Origin of the sequence: Streptomyces montanus, assembly GCF_005786655.1 — a bacterium.
Lineage (GTDB): Bacteria > Actinomycetota > Actinomycetes > Streptomycetales > Streptomycetaceae > Streptomyces > Streptomyces sporangiiformans.
In genome coordinates, this window is the sequence record NZ_VBZC01000002.1 from 192,300 (window position 1) to 215,836 (window position 23,537).

Annotated in this window: 21 protein-coding genes and 1 pseudogene; 12 read left to right on the top strand and 10 right to left on the bottom strand. The window is 69.3% G+C overall.

Features of this window, described 5'->3' with window-relative positions; all coding sequences use genetic code 11:
* Positions 1–3 precede the first annotated feature (3 nt).
* Positions 4–417, top strand: coding sequence for a DUF742 domain-containing protein (locus FE633_RS02200; protein ID WP_138043296.1), 414 nt, complete (start codon positions 4–6; stop codon positions 415–417).
* A 194-nt stretch (positions 418–611) separates the two neighbouring features.
* Positions 612–1,217: a GTP-binding protein gene (locus tag FE633_RS02205; protein ID WP_138043298.1), complete on the top strand. Its 606-nt coding sequence runs from the start codon at positions 612–614 to the stop codon at positions 1,215–1,217.
* 12 nt (positions 1,218–1,229) lie between these two features.
* Here the strand turns inward: FE633_RS02205 and FE633_RS02210 are convergent, their stop codons facing one another.
* A complete protein-coding gene (locus FE633_RS02210; RefSeq protein WP_138043300.1) occupies positions 1,230–1,658 on the bottom strand; it encodes a PPOX class F420-dependent oxidoreductase in 429 nt (142 codons plus the stop codon).
* 93 nt (positions 1,659–1,751) lie between these two features.
* Here FE633_RS02210 and FE633_RS02215 point away from each other — a divergent pair, with 93 nt between their 5' ends.
* Positions 1,752–2,165: a roadblock/LC7 domain-containing protein gene (locus FE633_RS02215; RefSeq protein WP_138043302.1), complete on the top strand. Its 414-nt coding sequence runs from the start codon at positions 1,752–1,754 to the stop codon at positions 2,163–2,165.
* 154 nt (positions 2,166–2,319) lie between these two features.
* Positions 2,320–3,198 carry a DUF6397 family protein gene (locus FE633_RS02220; RefSeq protein WP_138043304.1) on the top strand — a complete coding sequence of 293 codons (879 nt, stop codon included), beginning with the start codon at positions 2,320–2,322 and terminating at the stop codon, positions 3,196–3,198.
* A 4-nt stretch (positions 3,199–3,202) separates the two neighbouring features.
* Here FE633_RS02220 and FE633_RS02225 read toward each other — a convergent pair whose 3' ends face one another.
* Entirely contained in the window at positions 3,203–4,075 is an 873-nt protein-coding gene (locus FE633_RS02225) for an acyl-CoA thioesterase (RefSeq protein WP_138043306.1), read from the bottom strand.
* 19 nt (positions 4,076–4,094) lie between these two features.
* The gene (locus FE633_RS02230; RefSeq protein ID WP_138043308.1) at positions 4,095–6,608 is read right to left on the bottom strand and encodes a DEAD/DEAH box helicase; all 2,514 of its coding nucleotides are present in this window, start codon (positions 6,606–6,608) and stop codon (positions 4,095–4,097) included.
* Positions 6,609–6,753: 145 nt separating this feature from the next.
* On the opposite strand from FE633_RS02230, the gene FE633_RS02235 reads away from it, so the two are divergent.
* Positions 6,754–7,548 carry a metal-dependent hydrolase gene (locus FE633_RS02235; protein WP_138043310.1) on the top strand — a complete coding sequence of 265 codons (795 nt, stop codon included), beginning with the start codon at positions 6,754–6,756 and terminating at the stop codon, positions 7,546–7,548.
* Positions 7,549–7,829: 281 nt separating this feature from the next.
* Here the strand turns inward: FE633_RS02235 and FE633_RS02240 are convergent, their stop codons facing one another.
* From FE633_RS02240 to FE633_RS02250, 3 genes are all read right to left on the bottom strand, one after another.
* A complete protein-coding gene (locus tag FE633_RS02240) occupies positions 7,830–8,300 on the bottom strand; it encodes a DUF5709 domain-containing protein (RefSeq protein ID WP_138043312.1) in 471 nt (156 codons plus the stop codon).
* Between the two features lie 294 nt (positions 8,301–8,594).
* Complete coding sequence (locus FE633_RS02245) at positions 8,595–10,385, bottom strand: ABC transporter ATP-binding protein (protein ID WP_138043314.1); 1,791 nt, start codon at positions 10,383–10,385, stop codon at positions 8,595–8,597.
* Positions 10,382–12,199, bottom strand: coding sequence for an ABC transporter transmembrane domain-containing protein (locus FE633_RS02250; protein WP_138043316.1), 1,818 nt, complete (start codon positions 12,197–12,199; stop codon positions 10,382–10,384). The genes FE633_RS02245 and FE633_RS02250 overlap by 4 nt, the downstream gene beginning before the upstream one ends.
* A gap of 188 nt (positions 12,200–12,387) precedes the next feature.
* On the opposite strand from FE633_RS02250, the gene FE633_RS02255 reads away from it, so the two are divergent.
* The 3 genes from FE633_RS02255 (at position 12,388) to FE633_RS02265 (ending at position 16,404) form a co-directional block, all read left to right on the top strand.
* Positions 12,388–13,131 (top strand): hypothetical protein, encoded by a 744-nt coding sequence (locus tag FE633_RS02255; protein ID WP_171059771.1) that lies wholly within the window; start codon positions 12,388–12,390, stop codon positions 13,129–13,131.
* Between the two features lie 42 nt (positions 13,132–13,173).
* A complete protein-coding gene (locus FE633_RS02260; protein ID WP_138043318.1) occupies positions 13,174–14,814 on the top strand; it encodes a peptide-N4-asparagine amidase in 1,641 nt (546 codons plus the stop codon).
* 186 nt (positions 14,815–15,000) lie between these two features.
* Positions 15,001–16,404, top strand: a complete 1,404-nt coding sequence (locus FE633_RS02265) for a cation:dicarboxylate symporter family transporter (protein WP_138043443.1) — start codon at positions 15,001–15,003, stop codon at positions 16,402–16,404.
* Positions 16,405–16,450: 46 nt separating this feature from the next.
* Here FE633_RS02265 and FE633_RS02270 read toward each other — a convergent pair.
* Both FE633_RS02270 and FE633_RS02275 read right to left on the bottom strand, forming a co-directional pair.
* A pseudogene (locus FE633_RS02270) lies at positions 16,451–17,179 on the bottom strand (gfo/Idh/MocA family oxidoreductase); the annotation flags it as partial.
* Between the two features lie 83 nt (positions 17,180–17,262).
* Positions 17,263–17,727, bottom strand: coding sequence for a MarR family winged helix-turn-helix transcriptional regulator (locus tag FE633_RS02275; protein ID WP_138043320.1), 465 nt, complete (start codon positions 17,725–17,727; stop codon positions 17,263–17,265).
* Positions 17,728–17,854: 127 nt separating this feature from the next.
* Here FE633_RS02275 and FE633_RS02280 point away from each other — a divergent pair, with 127 nt between their 5' ends.
* Both FE633_RS02280 and mltG read left to right on the top strand, forming a co-directional pair.
* On the top strand, positions 17,855–19,654 hold the full coding sequence (locus FE633_RS02280; RefSeq protein WP_138043322.1) for an ABC transporter ATP-binding protein: 1,800 nt from the start codon (positions 17,855–17,857) through the stop codon (positions 19,652–19,654).
* A gap of 43 nt (positions 19,655–19,697) precedes the next feature.
* Entirely contained in the window at positions 19,698–20,537 is an 840-nt protein-coding gene (gene mltG / locus FE633_RS02285) for an endolytic transglycosylase MltG (protein WP_138043324.1), read from the top strand.
* 105 nt (positions 20,538–20,642) lie between these two features.
* Here mltG and FE633_RS02290 read toward each other — a convergent pair whose 3' ends face one another.
* Complete coding sequence (locus FE633_RS02290) at positions 20,643–21,737, bottom strand: NAD(P)-binding domain-containing protein (RefSeq protein WP_171059764.1); 1,095 nt, start codon at positions 21,735–21,737, stop codon at positions 20,643–20,645.
* Positions 21,738–21,850: 113 nt separating this feature from the next.
* On the opposite strand from FE633_RS02290, the gene FE633_RS02295 reads away from it, so the two are divergent.
* Positions 21,851–22,279: a secondary thiamine-phosphate synthase enzyme YjbQ gene (locus FE633_RS02295; protein WP_138043326.1), complete on the top strand. Its 429-nt coding sequence runs from the start codon at positions 21,851–21,853 to the stop codon at positions 22,277–22,279.
* 25 nt (positions 22,280–22,304) lie between these two features.
* On the opposite strand, the gene FE633_RS02300 is transcribed toward FE633_RS02295, so the two are convergent.
* A complete protein-coding gene (locus tag FE633_RS02300) occupies positions 22,305–22,709 on the bottom strand; it encodes a DUF5997 family protein (RefSeq protein WP_138043328.1) in 405 nt (134 codons plus the stop codon).
* Between the two features lie 58 nt (positions 22,710–22,767).
* On the opposite strand from FE633_RS02300, the gene FE633_RS02305 reads away from it, so the two are divergent.
* Entirely contained in the window at positions 22,768–23,529 is a 762-nt protein-coding gene (locus tag FE633_RS02305; RefSeq protein WP_138043330.1) for a LysR family substrate-binding domain-containing protein, read from the top strand.
* Positions 23,530–23,537 lie beyond the last annotated feature (8 nt).

Consider the following 23,537-nt stretch of genomic DNA (forward strand, 5'->3'; position numbering starts at 1 on the left):
CACATGAGCGAGGACAGAGCGGGCCCTCCTGAGCAGCCGGGGAGTCAGTGGTACGACAACGAGGCCGGGCCGCTCGTCCGCCCGTACGCGATGACGGGCGGACGCACCAAGCCCGGTCCCACGGGCGTGCGCTTCGACCTGATCGCGCTCGTCACACTCGACGCGGGAGCCCCGGACGTCGGCGACGACAGCTCTCTCGGCCCGGAACACCTCGCCCTGATCGAACTCTGTCGTGTCGAGACACAGTCCGTCGCGGAGTTGGCCGCGGGCGCCGACCTGCCCGTGGGCGTGGTCCGGGTGCTTCTCGGCGACCTCCTGGAGTTGGGATGCGTCACGGTCAGCCGCCCGGTGCCGCCCGCACAGCTGCCCGACGAGCGCATCCTGCGCGAAGTCATCGAGGGACTGCGAGCGCTGTGATGACGAACCAGAACTCCCGACGACCGTTCCCACGCACTGGTGTGCACTCAACCGGGCACCGGATGTGCGCGAGACGGTCACAACGGTCAATTAGCGGTCCAACCACACGAAGTCGAGCCGCGGTTGTCATGATGCTGACTTCGCGCGGACGCACTGACGTCGACCGTTGCCGTTACTCCCGAGAGAAGTGATCGATGGTCTCCGAACACTCCGATGCCACGAACGCCGAGACGGCCGCCCTGGCGTTGAAGATTCTGGTCGCCGGCGGGTTCGGCGTGGGCAAGACCACGCTGGTGGGCGCGGTCAGCGAGATCAGGCCCCTGCGCACCGAGGAACTGCTGAGCGAGGCGGGTCAGTCGGTGGACGACACGGACGGCGTGGACGAGAAGGTCACGACGACCGTCGCCATGGACTTCGGGCGCATCACCATCAGGTCCGGCCTGTCGCTCTACCTGTTCGGCACGCCGGGACAGGACCGGTTCTGGTTCCTGTGGGACGAACTGTCACAGGGCGCGCTCGGCGCCGTCGTCCTCGCGGACACCCGGCGCCTCGAGGACTGCTTTCCCGCGGTGGACTACTTCGAGCACCGGCGCATCCCGTTCGTGGTCGCTGTCAACTGCTTCGTCGGCGCGCGTTCGTACGGCGGCGACGAGGTGTCACGCGCCCTCGACCTCGACCAGGGAACACCCGTGGTGCTCTGCGACGCCCGTGACCGCGACTCGGGAAAGGAGGTGCTGATACGTCTCGTCGAGTACGCCGGGCGGATGCACACCGCCCGGCTGCTCGACTCCGTCGGCTGACATGCGACTCGCTCAGTCCGCGACAGCTGCCTGAGCGAGGACCTTCTCGATCCTTACGCGTACGAGGAGTTCGCCGGGCACGCCATTGCGAGCACCGAACTCCTCGGCCCGCTCCTCACCCATGTAGCGCGCTCCGATCCGCCCTGCCCAAAGCCGTATCTCGGCCAAATCCTCCGAGATGCGGGCTCGTCCCTGCAGGACCACGAAGGCGTACGGAGGGCGGTCGTCGTCCACGCACAGGGCGATTCGCCCGTCCCGTGCCAGATTCCGCCCCTTGACGCTGCTCTTCCCGGTATTGAAGACCACGTCGTCCCCGTCGAGCAGAAACCAGATCGGTGTCAGATGCGGGCTTCCGTCGGCCCTGACGGTCGACAATTTGCCAGTGCGGGTGCCCTGCGAGACGAAGGCCCGCCATTCCTCATCGGTCATCTTCTGTGCCATGCCCCCATCCTGCTTGCTCGCGCGGCGGCTGTGGGGAAGGCTGGCTGGTCAGATCCCCCGGCCAGGGGGGATCACAACACGGGGAGACGGAACATGGCGCAGAAGCAGGGACTTGGCTGGCTGTTGGACGACCTGACCGAGCGTGTGGAACATGTGCGGCACGCGCTGGTGCTGTCCAACGACGGGCTGGTGACCGGCGCGAGCACGGGACTCAGGCGCGAGGACGCCGAGCACCTCGCCGCCGTCTCGTCGGGCCTGCACAGCCTGGCCAAGGGCTCGGGTCGGCACTTCGGCGCCGGCCAGGTACGCCAGACGATGATCGAGTTCGATGACGCGGTGCTCTTCGTCACGGCGGCGGGCGCCGGCAGCTGTCTGTGCGTACTCAGCGCGGCCGAGGCAGACATCGGCCAGGTCGCGTACGAGATGACGCTGCTCGTCAACCGCGTCGGCGAACACCTCCGCGTCGATGCGCGACAGCCGGAACGCGCACCCGCTGTAGACCTCTGACCTGCATGGACGTCGACGCGTTCAGAGTTATCCACAGGCTCGGCGCGAGACGTTGCGGACCGGCTACGGTTTTTCCCGAAGCAAGCGCACGCAAGTCGGGCGCAAGCAGGGCAAGGGCACGCAAGTGCACGTCGCTGTACGGGGGAGAACCACCATGTCCGGAAACACCATCACGCAGGCCCGCCCATCGCTCGTACAGAGCCGCGCCGCGCGAGAACTGGGGCTCAAGCGGGGCGAGTTCGACCTCGCCGTCCGCCTCGGACGCATCCGGACGGTGCCGGACGAAGGGGGCGGGGGCCGGCGCGTGGCCCGTGCGGAGATCGACCGGGTGCGATCCGAGGACGGCTTCCCCGACGCACTGCGGAAAAATGTCAAGGTCGTGGGCACTTCGCAGGGCGCGGCTCTCATGGACGTGACGGCGGCCCGATTCACACGGCTCGCGCGCCTGGGCTTGCTCGCTCCCGTGAAGTTCTACCTGAACCGCTACCGGGCAGTGGTCTGGCTGTATCTGGCCGAGGAGGTACGCCAGTTCGCCGCGAGCGAGGAGAACGCCCCACTGCTCAGCGGCCGTACGCCCGAAGGGCTGCGCGACCAGTTGGACGCGGGCCTGGATCTGCGGGCCCGCAACTGGCGGGGACGGCATGTCGGATTTCTGTTGCGGCAGACCGAAGACCCCTGGGCGCGGGCCGCGGCCGTGGCCTCCCTGCTCGACCCCGTGCAGATCGGGGAGATCATCGACGATCCGTACGAACGCGCGTATCTGAACCGCTACCGGCCGGAACAGCCACCCCACGGTGCACCCGGTTCGCCCGCCGCGCACATCGCCGCGCGGATCATGACGGCCGAGGACCCGGACGAGATCGACTGGCTTCGCAGCGACTTGGCGAACGCGATCGCGGAGGCCCGGGCGGAGCGTCCCGCGCCGCGTCCGACAGCGAGGCCCGCGCCTCCGGCCCCGCCACCACCGACGACCACCGGGCAACCGGAACGCTCGCGCGGCCTTCTCGGATGGCTGCGCCGCAGAAACCCCTGACCCCTCAGGCCTCGAGCTTGCGAAAAAGTCCTTCCTGGACGACCGAGACGAGCAGACGTCCTTCCCGGTCGTAGATGCGTCCGCGCGCCAGACCGCGGCCCCCCGTGGCGATCGGTGACTCCTGGTCGTACAGGAACCACTCGTCGGTGCGGAACGGCCGGTGGAACCACATGGCGTGGTCCAGCGAGGCCATGTCGAAGCCGCGCGGACCCCAGAGCGGTTCCACGGGGATGCGCACGGCATCCAGGAGGGTCATATCGCTCGCGTAGGTGAGCGCGCATGTGTGGACGAGCGGATCGTCGCCCAGCGGCCCGACGGCGCGCATCCATACGGCGCTGCGCGGTTCGGCACCCTCGACTTCCTCACGAGTCCAGCGCAGCCGGTCCACGTAGCGGATGTCGAAGGGCTGACGTCGGGCCATGCGCTCCAACGTCTCGGGGAGCACGCCCAGATGCTCCTTGATCTCCTGACTGACGGTCGGGAGCGACTCAGGATCGGGGACCTTGCGAGCCGGCGGCAGCTGGTGCTCGAAGCTCCCTTCCTCAGGCTTGTGAAAGGAGGCGGTCAGATTGAAGATCGTGCGGCCCTGCTGCACGGCGGTGACGCGGCGCGTGGTGAACGACCGCCCGTCGCGGACCCGCTCGACCTGGTACACGATCGGCACGCCCGGCCGACCCGGGCGCAGGAAGTACGCGTGCAGTGAGTGCACGGGCCGTTCCCCGTCCGTGGTTCGGCCGGCGGCGACCAGGGCCTGGCCCGCCACTTGCCCGCCGAAGACCCGCTGCAGGGACTCCTGCGGGCTGCGGCCACGGAAGATGTTGACCTCGATCTGTTCCAGGTCGAGCAGATCGACGAGTCGTTCGGCTGGGTTCGTCATCTGTCACGTTCTCCTGTGCTCACAACTGGCCGACGTCGGTGACCTTCACGACGGCACGTCCCTCGGCGTCGGAAGCCGACAGGTCGATCTCCGCGCTGATGCCCCAGTCATGGTCGCCGTTCGGATCGGCGAAGGTCTGCCGGACGCGCCACAGGCCGTTCTGCGGCTCCTCCTCGATGAGCAGCAGCTTGGGGCCGCGAGCGTCGGGACCGGTGCCGAGGTCGTCGTACTCGTCCCAGTACTTGTCCATGGCCTCGCCCCAGGCGTCGGCGTCCCAGCCGGACTCGGCGTCCAACTCGCCGAGTTCCTCGACGTGGTCGAGTGCGGCGAGCTCGACACGGCGGAACATGGCGTTGCGGACGAGGACCCGGAAGGCACGCGCGTTCGCGGTGACCGGCCTGACCTGGTCAGCCTTCTCCTGGGCCTCCTCCGCCGTCATCTCCTCCGGGTTGGCGAGCTGCTCCCACTCGTCGAGGAGACTGGAGTCGACCTGACGCACCATCTCGCCGAGCCAGGCGATCAGGTCTTCGAGGTCGTCGGACTTGAGATCGTCCGGGACCGTGTGGTCGAGAGCCTTGTACGCGCTCGCGAGGTAACGCAGCACGATGCCCTCGGTGCGGGCGAGTTCGTAGAAGGAGACGAACTCGGTGAAGGACAGGGCCCGTTCGTACATGTCACGGATGACGGACTTCGGCGACAGCGGATGGTCACCGACCCAAGGGTGGCTCTTGCGGTAGGTGTTGTACGCGTGGAAGAGGAGCTCTTCCAACGGCTTGGGGTACGACACGTCCTGGAGCCGCTCCATCCGCTCCTCGTACTCGACGCCGTCCGCCTTCATCGCCGCCACGGCTTCGCCGCGGGCCTTGTTCTGCTGAGCGGCGAGGATCTGCCGGGGGTCGTCCAGCGTGGACTCGACGACGGACACCATGTCCAGCGCGTAGGAGGGGGACTCAGGCTCCAGCAGTTCGAACGCGGCGAGAGCGAAGGTGGACAGCGGCTGGTTCAGCGCGAAGTCCTGCTGGAGATCGACCGTCAGACGCACGATGCGGCCCTGGGCGTCCGGTTCGTCGAGTTTCTCGACGATGCCGCCGTCAAGGAGCGAGCGGTAGATGGCGATCGCCCGGCGGATGTGCCGCAACTGCTGCTTGCGCGGCTCGTGGTTGTCCTCCAGGAGATGGCGCATCTCCTCGAAGGCGTTGCCGGGCCGGGCGATCACCGACAGGAGCATCGTGTGTGTGACCCGGAAGCGGGAGGTGAGAGGCTCCGGATCGGACGCGATGAGCTTGTCGAAGGTGTTCTCCGTCCAGCCGACGAATCCCTCGGGCGCCTTCTTCCGGACCACCTTGCGGCGTTTCTTCGGATCGTCTCCCGCCTTGGCGAGGGCCTTCTCGTTCTCGACGACATGCTCGGGTGCCTGGGCGACGACGAATCCCGCCGTGTCGAAGCCCGCCCGGCCGGCGCGGCCCGCGATCTGGTGGAACTCCCGCGCGCGCAGTGTGCGCACCCGGTTGCCGTCGTACTTCGCCAGAGCCGTGAACAGCACGGTGCGGATGGGGACGTTGACGCCGACACCGAGAGTGTCCGTGCCGCAGATGACCTTCAACAGACCGGCCTGGGCCAGCTTCTCCACCAGACGCCGGTACTTGGGCAGCATGCCGGCGTGGTGCACGCCGATGCCGTGCCGTACGTAGCGGGAGAGATTGCGTCCGAACTTGGTGGTGAATCGGAAGTTGCCGATCAGTTCGGCGATCTGGTCCTTCTCCGCACGCGAGCACATGTTGATGCTCATCAGTGCCTGTGCCCGCTCCACGGCCTGGGCCTGGGTGAAGTGGACGATGTAGACCGGAGCCTGCTTGGTTTCGAGGAGTTCGGTGAGCGTCTCCGTGAGCGGCGTCAGCCTGTACTCGTAGGACAGGGGCACGGGCCGGGTGGCCGAGCGGACGACCGCGGTGGGCCGGCCGGTCCGCCGGGTGAGATCCTTCTCGAACATCGAGACGTCGCCGAGCGTGGCCGACATCAGGATGAACTGGGCCTGAGGCAGTTCGAGGATCGGGATCTGCCAGGCCCAGCCGCGGTCGCCTTCGGCGTAGAAGTGGAACTCGTCCATGACGACCTGGCCGACGTCGGCGTTCCTGCCGTCGCGCAGCGCTATGGAGGCGAGCACCTCGGCAGTGCAGCAGATGACGGGCGCGTCGGCGTTGACAGAGGCGTCGCCGGTCAGCATGCCGACGTTCTCGGTGCCGAAGATCTTGCACAGCTCGAAGAACTTCTCCGAGACGAGCGCCTTGATCGGCGCCGTGTAGAACGTGACCTCGTCACGGGCCAGCGCCGCGAAGTGCGCACCGGCGGCGATCATGCTCTTGCCCGAGCCGGTGGGTGTCGACACGATCACGTTCGCACCCGAGACCACCTCGATCAGCGCCTCCTCCTGGTGGGGATAGAGCGTGAGACCACGTTCCCCGGCCCACGACTCGAAGGCTTCGTAGAGGGCGTCGGGATCTGCGGTCTGCGGCAGCTGATCGATAAGGGTCACGCTCCCATCTTGCCTGTGATCCCCCGTAATGAGGGAATCGGTTGTCGGCCTGAAGATCACGAACGCTACGCTGTGGCGCCGACGGGGCGTCAGTGCACATATGCAACTGGACGCCGGTACACGAGGAATGGGGCGTGGCACGGCCATGATGGGACCAGCACACTCACTGTCGGGGGCCGCCGCCTGGCTGGGCGTCGGAGCCGCGGCCGCCGCCGCGGGTCACACGATGCCCTGGCCGGTCCTCCTGGTCGGCGCGCTGATCTGCGCCGGCGCCGCGCTCGCCCCGGACCTCGACCACAAGGCGGCCACCATTTCGCGCGCCTTCGGACCCCTCTCACGGGGACTGTGCGAGATCGTCGACAAGCTCTCGTACGCCATCTACAAGGGGACGAAGAAGCAGGGCGATCCACGCCGCTCGGGTGGGCACCGCACGCTTACGCACACCTGGCTGTGGGCGGCGCTGATCGGCGCGGGCACCTCCGTCCTTGCGATCACAGGGGAGCGCTGGGCGGTCCTGGCGATCCTCTTCGTGCACATGGTGCTCGCCATCGAGGGCCTGCTGTGGCGGGCGGCCCGCGGGTCCAGCAGCGATGTCCTGGTCTGGCTGCTGGCCGCGACCAGCGCCTGGATCCTCGCCGGAGTCCTGGACAAGCCGGGGAACGGCTCCGACTGGCTGTTCACGGCGCCGGGCCAGGAGTACCTGTGGCTCGGGCTCCCGGTCGTCCTCGGCGCGCTGGTGCACGACATCGGGGACGCGCTGACGGTGTCAGGCTGCCCGATCCTGTGGCCGATACCGGTCGGCCGCAAGCGCTGGTACCCGGTGGGTCCGCCCAAGGCGATGCGGTTCCGGGCGGGCAGCTGGGTCGAGCTGAAGGTGCTGATGCCGGCGTTCATGCTGCTCGGCGGAGTGGGCTGCGCGGCCGCGCTCAACGTCATCTGAGCGACTCCACCGAGTCCACCGACTTCGCGGGCAGCGCCCCGGTCAGCCGGACCGGCAGCCGCGCTCCCGCCACCGGCACCCGGGGCAGCCGCGTGCCGACCGGGCCGACCGCAGCCTGCTCACGTGTCGCTGTCTGCGGCCGACGGGGCGTAGCCGTGGCCTGGGCCGCCCGCCAGGGCGCAGGCGTCGGCGGCCGGAGAGCGGGGCGCGTCGCCGTCCCCGGCCGGATGGATTCGAGCCGTGGGGAGTCTGCGTGCGGGCAGGGTGCGGTGACGGTGGTGTCAGCCGGACAGGGTGTCCCCGTCGACAATGTGCATCGCGGCCTCCTCCGCCGATGCCGCGGCGCCGTCGATGCCCACGTCGGTGGCGATCAGCCGGCTCTCCTCGTCCTCGTGCGCACCTTCGTCGGGGGCTACGAGACGTCCGGATCGTGTGGCGCCCACCTCGTCGTCCAGGGCCTCGCCATCGGAGTCCGGGCAGTCGCCGATACCGTCTCCATCAGCTGGTGCGACTTCCGGCAGTTCTTCTGCCAGGCGTTCCTCCAGCGTCTCGCCGCGATGCCGTTCGGCCGCGGTCACATCTCTGCGCTCCACCGCCCAGGGCCGCTCCGGCGGGGACCAGCCCCGGTCCAGAGGGTCGCTCACGCCGTCGGATTCCAGGGTGTCTTCGGCGTCGAGCAGGCCGGCGTCGTCCTGAACCTCGGATCCGTCGGGCTGGTAGACGTCGTCTCCCCATCCGTCGGCGCTGTCCACGGGTACCTCCAAGTGGTGCGGGCCGACCCGCTGTCACCGCGTTCGCCGTGCGGGCGGACGGGCCCCTGGGCTCGAGCTGCGCCCCCGCGGAACCGGGTGGCATCTGGGCCTGCCCATGCCGGTGCCGACATCCAGCCTTCCACTCCTCTTCGACTCACCGCAACGCCACGGAGCCAGTACGCCGTCCCGGCCGCGCTCCCGCCGGCGGACGCGAGCCCTGGCCGGCGCCTTCGCGCAGCCCCGGGGCCGGTCCGCCCGCCCGAACGCAGGCGGACCGGACTCCGGAGCGGGGGCTCACCCGTGCCAGGACCGCCACAGTGCCGCGTACGCGCCGTCCGCGGCGACCAACTGGTCGTGGCTGCCGAGTTCGCTGATGCGGCCGCTCTCGACGACGGCGATGACGTCGGCGTCGTGGGCGGTGTGCAGCCGGTGGGCGATGGCGATCACGGTCCGGCCGTCGAGGACACGGGCCAGGGAGCGCTCCAGGTGGCGGGCCGCGCGCGGGTCGAGGAGCGAGGTGGCCTCGTCCAGGACCAGAGTGTGCGGATCGGCCAGCACCAGCCGGGCGAGCGCGATCTGCTGGGCCTGGGCCGGGGTGAGCGTCAGTCCGCCCGAGCCCACCTCGGTGTCCAGACCGTCGTCCAGCGCGCGTGCCCAGCCGTCGGCATCGACCGCGCCGAGAGCCGCCCACAGCTCGGCGTCGTCGGCACCTGTGCGGGCGAGCAGCAGGTTGTCGCGCAGGGACCCCACGAAAACATGGTGTTCCTGGTTGACCAGCGCCACATGCGCCCGGATCTCTTCGGCGGACATCTCGGACAGCTCGGTGCCGCCCAGGGTGATGCGGCCGTCGCGGGGCGCGTAGATCCCGGCGAGCAGCCTGCCCAGCGTGGACTTGCCCGCGCCGGACGGGCCGACCAGGGCCAGGCGTGTGCCCGGCGCGACCTTGAGAGAGACCTTGCGCAGGACATCGACGCCGGCGCGGTAGCCGAAGTGCACCCGGTCGGCGTGGACGTCACGCCCGTCGGGGGCCGGCGACCCGTCACTGGCATCCGGCTCGATGTCGCGGACACCGACCAGCCGGGCCAGCGAGACATGGGCCACCTGCAGCTCGTCGTACCAGCGCAGGATCAGCCCCACCGGGTCGACGAGCATCTGGGCGATCAGCGCACCTGTCGTCAGCTGGCCGATCCCGATCCACCCCCGGAGCACGAAGAGCCCGCCGATCATCAGGACCGAGCCGAGGACCGTGACATGCGTGATGTTGATGACCGGGAACAGCACCGAGCGCAGCCACAGCGTGTACCGCTCCCATGCCGTCCACTCCCTGACACGGCGGTCCGACAGACCGATGCGGCGCGCGCCCAGGCGGTGGGCTTCGACGGTGCGCCCGGCGTCCACGGTCTCGGCGAGTACGGCGGCCACGGCGGCGTAGCCGGCGGCCTCGGAGCGGTAGGCCGACGGCGCGCGCTTGAAGTACCAGCGGCAACCGGCCACGAGGAGCGGGACGGCGACCAGTACGGCGGGGGCGAGCGGCGGCGCGGTCACGGCGAGCCCGCCGAGCAGCAGCACCACCCACACCACACCGATGGCCAGCTGTGGCACGGCCTCGCGCATGGCATTGGCGAGCCGGTCGATGTCCGTGGTGATCCGGGACAGCAGGTCGCCCGTCCCGGCCCGCTCGAGGACACCGGGCGGCAGTCCCACCGACCGCACAAGGAAGTCCTCGCGCAGGTCGGCCAGCATCCGTTCGCCGAGCATGGCGCCACGCAGCCGCACCTGGCGTACGAACACCGCCTGGACGGCCAGGGCGATGACGAAGAACGCGGCGGTGCGCTCCAGATGCACCTCGCGTGCCGAGGCCGCGCCGTCGGAGACGCGTTCGACGAGGGAGCCCAGCAGATAGGGGCCCACCATCGAGGCGACGACGGCGACCGTGTTGACGGTGATGAGCAGCAGGAAGGCTCGGCGGTGCCGTTGGAACAGTTCGGCCACGTAGGCGCGTACGGTCTCCGGGGCGCCGACCGGCAGGGTGTTCGCCGTCGTCGGGGCCGCCGGGTCGTAGGCCGGTGGCGCCACGCCGATCATGCGGTCTCCTCGATGTCTTCCAGGTCGTCCAGTTCATTCAGCTGTTTCACGTGGCGCCTGTCGTGCGCTGGGGCCTCGTCGTCGGTCTCGCGGGTCACCACGGCTCGGTACCGGGGTTCGCTGTGCACCAGTTCACGGTGCACGCCGACCGCCGCGACCTCGCCCTCATGGACGAGCGCGACCCGGTCCGCGTGGTCCAGGAGGAGGGGGGACGAGGTGAACACCACCGTCGTACGCCCCTGCCGCAGGGACCGGATCCCGTCGGCGATCCGTGCCTCGGTGTGGGAGTCGACGGCGGACGTCGGTTCGTCCAGGACGAGCACCTCGGGGTCGGTGACCAGGGACCGCGCCAGCGCGAGGCGCTGGCGCTGGCCGCCCGACAGGGAGCGCCCGCGTTCGGTGATCCGGGCGTCCATCGGGTCCTCGGCGTCCAGCGACCCCTGGGCAAGGGCGTCCAGGACGTCGCCGCACTGGGCGGCGGCCAGCGCGTCCTCGGCACTCACACCGCCCGAGGACGGCACGTCGAGGAGTTCGCGAAGGCTGCCGGACAGCAGCACCGGGTCCTTGTCCTGGACGAGGACGGCGCCACGGGCGGAGTCGAGCGGCAGCTCGTCCAGCGGTACGCCGCCGAGGAGCGCGGACGGCAGGTCCGACGAGGCCGCCGCATGCCCGCCGAGCCGCTCGGCCAGCACGCCCGCCGCGTCCGGGTCGCCGCACACCACGGCGGTGAGCCGCCCGGCCGGGGCGAGCAGACCGGTCGACGGGTCGTACAGATCGCCGGTCGGCGCTTCGGCCTCGCGCGACCCCTTGCTGTCCGTTGCCCGCTCCAGTGCCAGCACCCCGGCCGCGCGCTTCGCGGACGGCCGGGAGAAGGAGTACGCCATCGCGATCTCCTCGAAGTGGTGGAGCGGATACGTGAGGATCATGACGGCGCTGTACACGGTGACCATCTCGCCGACGGTGATCCGGCCCTCCCGGGCCAGATGCACGCCGTGCCAGGCGACCGCGATCAGCAGGAGTCCGGGCAGCAGCACCTGGATCGCGGAGATCATCGACCACATACGGGCGCTGCGGACGGCGGCCCGACGGACCTCCTGGGAGGCCCGGCGGTAGCGGTCCAGGAACAGGTCCTCGCCGCCGATGCCGCGCAGCACGCGCAGACCCGCGACGGTGTCCGAGGCCAGCTCCGTGGCGCGTCCTGCCTTCTCCCGCTGGAAGTCGGCACGCCGGGTCGCACGGGGCAGCAGCGGCAGCACCGCGAGCGCCAGGACGGGCACGCCCACGGCGACGACGATCCCCAGCGCGGGCTCGTACACGACCAGGGCGACGCAGACGAAGACGATGGTCAGGGCGGCCGCGGTGAACCGCGACACAGCTTCCACGAACCAGCCGATCTTCTCCACGTCACCCGTGGAGACCGCGACGACCTCACCCGCCGCGACCCGCCGCGTCAGCGCGGAACCCAGCTGGGCGGTCCGGCGGGCCAGCAGCTGCTGGACACGCGCGGCAGCGGTGATCCAGTTGGTGATCGCGGTGCGGTGCAGCATGGTGTCGCCCACCGCGATACCGAGCCCGCACAGTGCGATCAGCCCGCCCGCGAGGGTGAGCCGCGCACCGGAGCGGTCCACGACGGCCTGGACGGCAAAGCCGACGCAGAAAGGCAGTCCGGACACGGAAAGGAAGTGGAGCAGCCCCCAGGCCAGGGACTTCAGTTGTCCGCCGAGTTGATTGAGACCGAGCCACAGCAGGAATCGAGGACCCGAGCGTGCGTCCGGCACGCCCGGGTCGGGATACGGAAGGTCTTGAATCTGCATGACGTCCCAGAGGCGCGTAGAACGGGGTGGGGGGAGGCAGCAAGCCGTGAAAGGTTCGCGTCACAGAGTGTCCGCAGGCAAACGGTTTTCCGCCGCCTGGCAAAGATTCGGCCCGGACCGTCCGTATATGGCCGGTATACCGGGGGCCCGGACGTAATCGTCCGGAGCACGGTGCGACGATGGACGGCATGCGAATAGGCGGTGCGATGCGCACGACGGCAGCGGCGGCGGCCTGCGGTGCTCTTCTGATGTCCCTGACGGCCTGCGGTGGTTCGGACGGCGAGGACGGTCGCAAGAACGACGCCCGGTCGAGTGACGAGCAAGGGCAGGCACAGGCGCGCACCGTCGACCTCAAACGCATCCCCGACGTCGGCGACCGGCTGCAGAAGGAGATCCCCGCCAACTCCCGCCAGGTGGTGGCGGTCTACGGCGAGGGCAAGGACTCGGCGGACTCCAGGATCGTCCTCTACACCAAGTCCGGTGCCACCTGGGACCAGACCCGCAGCTGGCAGGGGCACAACGGCAAGAAGGGCTGGACCACCGACCACCGCGAGGGCGACAAGCGCAGCCCCGTGGGTGTGTTCACGCTCAGCGACGCGGGCGGCGTCCTCGACGACCCGGGCGCCAAGCTCCCGTACACCCAGTCCGCGGGCTTCCAGGCCCCGCGCTACTGGGCCAAGTCGCACTGGAACGACTTCGACTACGTCATCGCCATCGACTACAACCGCGTCAAGGGCACCTCGCCGAACGACCCGACCCGCCCGCAGGGCCAGTCCAAGGGCGGCAGTATCTGGCTGCACATGGACCACGGCAGCGGTACGTCGGCCTGTGTGAGCCTGCCCAAGCGGGGCATGGAGTACCTGCTGCGCAACCTCGACCCGGCCAAGCACCCGGTCGTGTTGATGGGCGACAAGGCGGACCTCAAGTCCTGAAGCCTCATTGCGGGAAGGGCCAACTCCCCGTAGAACACGGCCATGAGAAGACGGATCGTCATGTCCATGCTCGCCGGAGTGACCTTCATGGCGAGCACACTCCTCGCCGCGGTCCCCGCCCCGGCCGCCGAACCACACCAACCGGCGGCCCCATCCCTCGCTCAGGCCGCCGAATCCGCCCAACCGCCCTCCGAGTTCGGTACCGACTGGCACGACCCCCTGACGGCGGCCCCGCCCGTCAGCAGACCCGACGCGAAGTCCTGCGAAGTGACGGTCGCCGAGGCACAGTTCCGCGACTTCACGCCCTACAAGGGCACATACACGCCCCCACAAGGCTGCGGCGACCGCTGGAGCAAGGTCGTGCTGCGCATGGACGGCAAGGTCAAGGGGCGGCAGTTCGACCGGCTCGGCCATCTGCACATCGGCGGGGTCGAGGTCTTCCGTACGTCCACTCCGCAGCCCTCACCGGACGGCATCACGTGGTCGGTGGAGAAGGACGTCACGCGCTACACCGACACGTTCCGGCACAGCCAAGACGTCGAGATGCTCATCGGGAACGTCGTGGACGACACGTACACCGGCGTCATCGACGTCAAGGTCACGCTGACCTTCTACGAAGGGAAGGCCCCAGCCGTACCCGACCGCGTCCTCACCCTCCAGGACGGCACCCTCACCACGCCCCGCAACAGTGAGCGCATCGTCGCCGAGGTCTATGCGACGGGATCGGGTGGCGGCTGCGAGGAGTACTGGTATCTGACGGTCCCCGACGCCGCTCCGTACTCCTGCACCGCGGACGACGGGCCCTACCGCGAGGTGCAGATCAAGGTCGACGGCCAACTGGCGGGCATCGCCACGCCATTCCCGACGGTGTGGACCGGAGGCTGGTCCAACCCCTTCCTCTGGTACGTGATCCCAGGGCCGCGCGCCTTCGACATCAAGCCCGTCGAGTACGACCTGACGCCGTACGCGGGGCTGCTCAACGATGGCCGTCCGCACCGGATCGAGGTCTCCGTAGTCGGCGTTCCCGAAGGGCAGACCGGCTGGAGCGCCCCGGTGAACGTCCTAGTCCGGCAGGACGCCAAGAGCAAGCAGGTCACAGGCAAGCTGACCGTTCACCGGGTGAGCGACCTCGTCAACTCCTCGAGGTACACGCCCGGTCCTGAGCACCGGCTGGACACCGAGGCCGGTCACCGGCTGACCGTCTCCGGGTACGTCGACACCTCACACGGCCGCGTGACGACAACCGTCAGCCGGAAGCTGGCCAACACCTCTGCGCACCGGTGGACCGACGGCGAGAACATGGACGCCCTGAAGGCGACCTGGCGTGACGACGAGACGGTCACCGTCGACGGACGCGGGCCGGCCAAGGCGACCCGCACGCACCGCACGTACACCATGGACGGCACCACGACGCTCGGCGCGGGGGACCGGTTGCGGACGGTCATGTCGCTGGCGGACCGAGCCGCTGTCGTGGAGACGCGGGGAGGCCGGCGCACGGCGTGGTCCCGGCTCGACGACACCTACACGGGCGACGCGACCTACACGGCGAACGTGCCGCGCGATCAGCGACACGCGGTCGGCACGACCACGGAGCACTACCGGCTGTACGGCTCGGGCGCGTGCTACGACCGGCTCCTGGCCACGGTGCAGGGCGTGGTGACCGAGGACCGCGGCGGCTGCTGAGCCGGAGTGCCCGCGACGCGGCTTCATAGAAATCTTTTACACGGACGTGACACGGGCGTTGTCAGCGGTAGCAAACACCCCCGATAGTGAGCAGCGCGGAAATTATTTTCCGCATAACAGAAGTCTCTTCGGAGGAGTACCACCGTGCCGCCGTCTGTACCGTCCCTGCCGCGACGCGTCGCACGCATGCTGCGCACCTCACTGTTCGCGCAGGTCGCCTGCGCGCTTGTCCTCGGAATCGTCGTCGGACGGCTGTGGCCCGATGTGGGCACAGCCGTCCAGCCGCTCGGCGACGGTTTCGTCCGGCTCATCAAGACGATGATCTCCCCGCTCGTGTTCCTGGTGGTCGTCGCCGGTATCACCAAGGCCGGTGACCTCAAGGCCTTCGGCCGGATCGGCCTCAAGTCGCTGATCTGGTTCGAGGTCGCGACCACAGCCGCGCTGCTCATCGGCCTGATCGCCGCCAACGTCTTCAGCCCCGGCAGCGGCATGAACGTCGACCCGTCGAAGCTCGACGCCTCGGCCGTCGACGACAAGACCGGCGGCGGCTCGCTTCCCTCGACCAGCGAGTTCATCCTGCACGCGCTGCCCGAAAGCGCGTTCGGGGCGTTCACCGAGAACGCACTGCTCCAAGTCCTCGTCCTGGCCTGCCTGGTGGGAGCCGCGCTGCTGCACCTCGGCAAGACCAAGGTGCCCGCGATCCTGCCCGCCATCGAGCAGGCCCAGGAAGTCGTCTTCGCGGTGGTCGGGTTCATCATGAAGCTCGCGCCTCTCGCGGTGTTCGGCGCGATGGCCCACCTGGTGGGGGAGTACGGGCTCGGCGTCATCACGACGTACGGCAAGCTCATAGCCCTCTGCTACGCAGTCGCGTTGGGCTTCCTCGTTCTGCTCGCCGTCGCCCTGAAGGTGGTCACCGGGCTCAGCCTCTGGCAGTTCGTCCGCTACACGCGTGAGGAGATGCTGCTCGCGCTCGGTACGGCCTCCAGCGAATCCGTCATGCCGCGCATGATGCAGAAGCTGCGTCAGGCGGGCTGCCGGGACGACGCGGTGGGCCTGGTGCTGCCCACCGGGTACTCCTTCAACCTCGACGGCGCCTCGATCTATCTCTCCATCGGCACGCTGTTCATCGCGCAGGCCGTGGGCGTCGACCTCAGCCTGGGGCAGCAGATCACCGTGATCCTGGTGCTCATGCTGACGAGCAAGGGCATGGCCGGCGTGCCCGGTTCGGCCTTCCTCGCGCTGTCGGCGACCGCCTCCGCGCTCGGGGTCATCCCGGCGGGTGCGGTGGCGCTGCTGCTGGGTGTGGACCGCATCATGGACTCGATGCGTGTGGCCACCAACCTGCTCGGCAACTGTGTGGCCGTCTTCGCGGTCTCGCGCTGGGAGGGCGCGCTGGACCTGCCGCGGGCGAAGAAGATGCTCGCGGGTGAGATCGCGTTCGTGGAGGACGGCGACGACAGTGCGCCGAAAGCACCCACTGCCGACGGCTCCGACGGCTCCGGGGTCGCCGAGGGATCCGGGGCCGCCAAGGGCTCCGACGTCTCCGAGGCCAAGGTGACGGCCAAGGAACCTGCGGGCGAGGCGAGTTGAGAGAGGGGCCCGGCGTACCGCTCACCGCCGGGCCCCGACCGGTCCGTCAGTCCTTGGGTTTCTCCGCATCGACTCCCGGCCGGGCCTTCTTCCACAAGCCGCGTGTGAAGTCCGGAATCGCCTGCGGTGCTCCGTGCGCCTTGATCGAGGCGTGGCTCAGGGGCACCGGCGAGGTCCATGTGGCGGCGTCGTACACGTCGAAGTCCGGAACGAGTCCCAGTCGCATGCACTGCATCAGCCGGAACACCATGATGTAGTCCATCCCGCCGTGCCCGCCGGGCGGGTTGGCGTGCTCCTTCCACAGCCAGTGGTCCCAGTCGGCGTACGCCGAGAAGTCGCCCCAGACGTCGTCGGTGTGATCCGGCTCCAGGTAGACGCTCCGGATAGTCCTCGAAGACCCCCTTCGTGCCACCGAGGCTGTTGATGCGCGAGTAGGGATGCGGCGTCGACACATCGTGCTCGAGTCGGATCACCCGTCCCTTGGCGGTCTGTACGAAGCTGATGGTCCGGTCGCTCTCGACGTACGCGCGACGGGACCGCATCCGTGGTTCGGGTAGAGATCGCCGCGCGGCCGGGTGCGCCACAGCCGCCGCCACGGGCCCTTGTAGTACTCCGGGTCGAACATCAGGCCGCGTAAGTCGCGGTTGTAGGCGCCCGCGCCGTGCAACAGCCTGCCGAACTTCCCGGCGTGCGCCATACGCAGCACCCGCGTCTCGTTCCTGCCGTAGCAGCAGTTCTCCAACTTCATGCAGTGTCTGCGGGCGCGCTCGGACAGGTGGCCGGGGAGTTGGACCTTCTGTGCAGGGCTCTGTGCGGGGTTTCTGTACGGGGTTTCCGGGCTGTGACGCCGCGGCCGCGTCAGCAGCGGTCCTTCGGCTCCTCGATCGCACCGACGCCGTCGACCAGGGTGTTCAACAACCCGCCGAGCACCTTGCGCTGGTCGTCCGTCAGGGGGGCCAGGATGTCCTCGGCCGCTGCCCGGCGCGCGCCGCGCAGCTCCCGCAGCGCCTGGCGTCCGTCGTCCGTCAGCTCGATCCGGATCACCCGGCGATTGGTCGGGTCGGGCACGCGGCGAACCCTGCCGCTCGCCTCCAGACCGTCGACCAGCGTCGTCACGGCCCGGGGAACCACCTCCAGGCGCTCCGCCAGATCGGCCATGCGCGGCGGCGAACTGTAGTGCGCGAGGGTGCGCAGCAGCCGGGACTGGGCCGGAGTGATGGCGAGCCCGCACAGTTCCAGCTGACGCTTCTGGATGCGGTGCACGCGGCGGGTCAGCCGCAGCAGCTGCTCGGCGAGCAGGCCGTCGGCATCGGGGGTGTTCATAGCAGGAACAATATCAGGACTTCGTTCATTGTGAGTATAGGTAACAATGAGCTATGCTCCACCAGTGATCGTCGTCCCACAATCCAGCCTTATGTCCCATCGCCGCCCCCACCTCCCGTAGGAGCCCATGCGTCCCGACGAACCCACCTGGACACCACCGCCCTTCGATACCGAACAGCCGCGGCAGGTGCGCCGCATCCTGAAGCTCTTCCGCCCGTACCGCGGCCGGCTCGCCGTCGTCGGTCTGCTCGTCGGCGCCGCGTCGCTGGTCTCGGTCGCCACGCCCTTCCTGCTGAAGGAGATACTCGACACCGCGATCCCGCAGGCGCGCACCGGTCTGCTGAGCCTGCTCGCGCTCGGCATGATCCTCAGCGCCGTGCTCACCAGTGTCTTCGGCGTGCTGCAGACCCTCATCTCCACGACGGTCGGCCAGCGCGTCATGCACGACCTGCGCACCGCCGTCTACGGCCGGCTGCAGCGCATGTCGCTCGCCTTCTTCACCAGAACCCGCACCGGCGAGGTCCAGTCGCGGATCGCGAACGACATCGGCGGCATGCAGGCCACGGTCACCTCGACCGCCACCTCACTGGTCTCCAACCTCACCAGCGTGGTCGCCACGATCGTCGCGATGATCGCGCTGGACTGGCGGCTGACCGTGGTCTCGCTGCTCCTGCTGCCGGTGTTCGTGTGGATCAGCCGCAGGGTCGGCAAGGAACGCAAGAGGATCACCACCCAGCGGCAGAAGCAGATGGCCATGATGGCCGCCACCGTCACCGAGTCCCTCTCCGTCGGCGGCATCCTGCTCGGCCGCACCATGGGCCGCGCCGACTCCCTCACACGGTCCTTCGCGGGAGAGTCCGAAGGCCTCGTCGACCTGGAAGTGCGGTCGAACATGGCGGGCCGCTGGCGCATGGCCGTCATCTCGATCGTCATGGCCGCGATGCCGGCCGTCATCTACTGGACCGCGGGCCTGGCCCTCCAGTTCGGCGGGCCCGCCGTCTCCATCGGTACGCTCGTCGCCTTCGTCTCGCTGCAGCAGGGCCTGTTCCGGCCGACCGTCAGCCTGCTGTCCACAGGCGTGCAGATCCAGACCTCGCTCGCCCTGTTCCAGCGCATCTTCGAGTACCTCGACCTGCCCATCGACATCACCGAGCCCGAGCGCCCGGTCCACCTCGACCAGGTCAAGGGCGAAGTCCGTTTCGAGGACGTGGAGTTCCGCTACGACGACAAGAGCGGCCCGATACTCGACGGCATCGACATCACCGTCCCCGCGGGTGGCAGCCTCGCCGTCGTCGGCCCGACCGGCGCCGGCAAGTCCACGCTCAGCTACCTCGTACCGCGGCTGTACGACGTCACGGGCGGCCGCGTCACGATCGACGGGGTCGACGTACGCGACCTGGACTTCGACACACTCGCGCGCGCGGTCGGCGTCGTCTCCCAGGAGACGTATCTCTTCCATGCCTCCGTCGCCGACAACCTGCGGTTCGCCAAGCCGGACGCCACCGACGAGGAACTGCACGCGGCCGCCAAGGCAGCCCAGATCCACGACCACATCGCGTCCCTGCCCGACGGATACGACACGATCGTGGGCGAGCGCGGCCACCGGTTCTCGGGTGGCGAGAAGCAGCGCCTCGCCATCGCCCGCACCGTTTTGCGCGACCCACCGGTGCTGATCCTCGACGAGGCGACCAGTGCTCTGGACACCCGCACCGAACGTGCCGTGCAGGAAGCCATCGACGCACTGTCGGCCAACCGCACCACGCTGACCATCGCGCACCGGCTGTCCACCATTCGAGGCGCCGACCAGATCGTGGTCCTCGACTCCGGGCGCGCAGCCGAACGCGGCACGCACGAGGAGCTGTTGGGGCGCGGAGGGCGTTACGCCGCTCTGGTCCGTCGAGACGCCCAACTGGAGCCAACCACATGAAGATATGCCGGATTTGTCCGTTTGTGCGGGTTACCGTGCCCGCATGCAGACCCACACTCCGCCACGGAGCAAGATTCGACTGACGCGCCGGGGCCGGATCGCCCTCATCGCGACCGGAGCCGTCGTAGCGGCCACCGCCGTGGCGGTGCCGCTGCTGAGTACGGAAGAGGACGCCGGGCCCGCGACCCTGGTGATCCCGGAGGGCTGGCGTGCCCGCCAGGTGTACAAGGCCGTCGACCAGGCCCTCGCCCTTCCCGCGGGCACCACCAAGCAGTCCCTGAGCAAGGCCAACCTCAAGCTCCCCAATGACGCGAACGGCAACCCCGAGGGCTATCTGTACCCGGCCACTTATCCGATCGACAGACAGTCGACCCCGGAGTCTCTGCTGTCGTTCATGGTCAATACGGCGAACCAGAAGTTCACCGGCGGCGCGGTCACGGCAGGGGCCCAGCGGAACGCCATGAACGTGTATCAGACCGTGACCGTCGCCAGCATGGTCCAGGCCGAGGCGGCCACCAAGGCGGACATGGGCAAGGTGGCCCGCGTCATCTACAACCGCCTCGACCGGGGCATGCCACTGCAGATGGACTCCAGCATCAACTACGCGCTGAACCGCAGCACACTCCGCACCAGCCAGAGCGACACGAAGGTCAACAGTCCGTACAACACGTACCAGCGGATGGGGCTGCCGCCGACGCCGATCGCCAATCCAGGCGAGGAAGCGATGCGCGCGGCGGTCAGTCCCGCGCGGGGCGACTGGCTGTACTTCGTCACCGTCAAGCCGGGGGACACCCGCTTCACGGCCAACTACGAGGAGCACGAAAGGAACGTCGCGGAGTTCAACCAGGCTCGCCGGAGCGCATCCGCATCAGCATCCCGCTGAACCGAATCCCCGCGGGACACCGGCGGCCCGACCCGCCAGGCCGCGGACGGCGCGACGCCGCATCGCCCCGAGGGGCCTCAAGGGGCCTCAAGGGACCTGACGGACTCAAGCGGCGGCCGGAACCTCCGACAGCAGCTGCCTGATGTCCCGTACCGCCGCGCGTCCGGCGCGGTTGGCACCGATCGTGCTGGCCGACGGCCCGTACCCGACCAGATGGATCCGTGGATCGGCGACCGCGCGGGTTCCCTCGACACGAATGCCACCGCCCGGCTCACGCAGCCGCAGTGGTGCCAGATGGTCGATGGCCGCGCGGAATCCGGTCGCCCACAGGATGACGTCGGCGTCCGCATGACGCCCGTCGTTCCACTCCACGCCGTCCGGGGTGATCCGGTCGAACATCGGCAGGCGGTCCAGGACACCGTCCTCGATCCCTTGCCGCACCACGTCATTGAGCGGCAACCCCGTCACCGACACGACACTTGTGGGCGCAAGTCCCTGACGAACCCGCTCCTCCACGAGCGCGACGGCCGCCCGCCCGGCGCCCTCGTCGAAGGGGCCCTCGCGGAAGACCGGCGGCCGCCGGGTCACCCAGGTGGTCTCGGCCGCGTACGGCGCGATCTCCAGCAGATGCTGCGTACCGGAGGCGCCACCGCCCACGACAACCACCCTCCGACCGGCGAACTCCTCCGGGCCGGGGTACTGCGCCGTGTGCAACTGCCGCCCCCGGAAGGTCTCCTGGCCGGGATAGCGGGGCCAGAACGGACGGTCCCAGGTGCCCGTCGCGTTGATCAGTGCCCGCGTCGACCATGTCCCCGCCGAGGTCTCGACGAGCAGCCGCCCCCCGTCCCCCTCGCGCACCGTCCGCACGTCCACGGGCCGCCGCACGCCCAGGCCGAAAGTGCGCTCGTAGGCGTCGAAGTACTCCGCGATGACCTCGGACGACGGCCGGGCCGGATCCGCGTCCGTGAGCTCCATGCCCGGCAGCGAGTGCATCCCGTGCACCTTGCCGTACGTGAGCGACGGCCACCTGAACTGCCAGGCGCCGCCGGGCCGCGGCGCGTGATCCAGGATCACGAAGTCCCGCTCCGGCTCGAAGCCGGTGCGCCGCAGGTGATAGGCGCTGGACAGTCCGGCCTGTCCAGCGCCTGCGACGATCACGTCGACTTCTTGTGCCGCGTCCTGCACTCCGGTTTCGTTCACGCTTCTACTAACTGGACCGGAAGCCCGGATCTTCCCGTCGGCGCCGTCCGCGTCCACGCGCGACGAAGTGGGTGTCTGCCGGGCGCGCAACCTCGATGCGGGAGGATTGACTCATGTCCGATGCCTTCACCACCCGCGTCCTGAACGTCGCCACCGGATCCTCGGAAACGGTCGTCGACCTCACCCATGAATGCGAGGCCTTCCTCAGGGAGGTGGCGGGCGACCGCGACGGCCTGCTGAACATCTTCGTGCCCCACGCCACCGCCGGAGTCGCGATCATCGAAACCGGCGCCGGCAGCGACGACGATCTCCTCGCCGCTCTGCACTCCCTGCTCCCCGCAGACGATCGCTGGCAGCATCGCCACGGCAGTCCCGGCCACGGCCGTGACCACGTACTTCCGGCGATCGTGCCTCCGCATGCCACTCTGCCGGTCCTGGGCGGCCGCCTGGAGTTGGGGACATGGCAGTCGGTGTGTCTGGTCGACACGAACAAGGACAATCCGAGCCGTCAGGTGCGGTTGAGCTTCCTTGCCGGTTCGTGATCAGTGTTCGCCGCCGAAGGCGGGGTCAGGAGCGCGGCCGGTCGGGCTGATCGGCGCGTTCGGCGTTCTTCTTCTTGATGCGAGCCGCTTCCTTGCGGACTTCCGCCTGGGTGGCGCGCTCCTTCTCCAGCCACTCGGGCCGGTCTTCCTTCAACGCCTCGATCTGCTCGGTGGTGAGAGGCTCGGTGACCCCGCCGCGTGCGAGACCCGCGATGGAGACGCCCAGCTTCGCCGCGACCACCGGGCGGGGGTGCGGTCCGTCGCGTCGCAGCTCGCGCAGCCACTCCGGCGGATCGGCCTGGAGCGCGTTCAGCTCGGAGCGTGAGACGACACCCTCCCGGAACTCGTCGGGGGTGGCCTCGAGATACACACCCAGCTTCTTGGCCGCGGTGGCGGGCTTCATCGTCTGGGTGTTCTGGTGCGACTTCATGGTGTCCAGACTATCGACCGTGTACGGGACGTCCGACCACGCCCGGTAACCTGGCGGAGTGACAGGCTCGGAGGAATCCCCATCGTTCCGGCTCGCGTATGTCCCGGGGGTGACGCCGGGCAAGTGGGTGCGGACCTGGAACGAGCGCCTGCCCGATGTCCCGCTGCACCTCGTCGCGGTGGCGGCGGCCGAGGCATCCGATGTGCTGCGTGGCAGCGGCGCCGACGCGGGGTTGGTACGGCTGCCGGTCGACCGTACGGTGTTCAGCGCGATCCCCCTCTACACCGAGACCTCGGTGGTCGTGGCGCCCAAAGATCACGTCGTGACGGCCGCGGAGGAGGTGTCCGCGGAGGATCTCGCCGACGACATCGTGCTGCACCCCCTCGACGACGTTCTCGACTGGGAGCAGCGGCCGGGACGGCCCGCCATCGAGCGACCCGCCACGACGGCGGACGCCATCGAACTCGTGGCGGCGGGCGTGGGCCTCCTCGTCGTTCCCCAGTCGCTGGCCCGCCTGCACCACCGCAGGGATCTCACGTACCGGCCGGTCGTGGACGCACCACAGTCGAGCGTCGCGCTGTCGTGGCCCGAGGACGCGACCACCGACCTGGTCGAGGACTTCATCGGGATCGTCCGGGGGCGGACGGTCAACAGCACACGCGGGCGCACACCGCCCCCGGAGCAGCCGAAGCGCAAGCGCCCCGATGCTGTCGGCGCACGGCGGAAGTCCACGGCGGGGCAGCCGGCACGCAAGAACCCGCGGAGTGGTTCCGCCGCCCCCAAGAGCGGCAAGCGCGGGAAACCCCGCCGCCGATCGTAGGTAGCCGC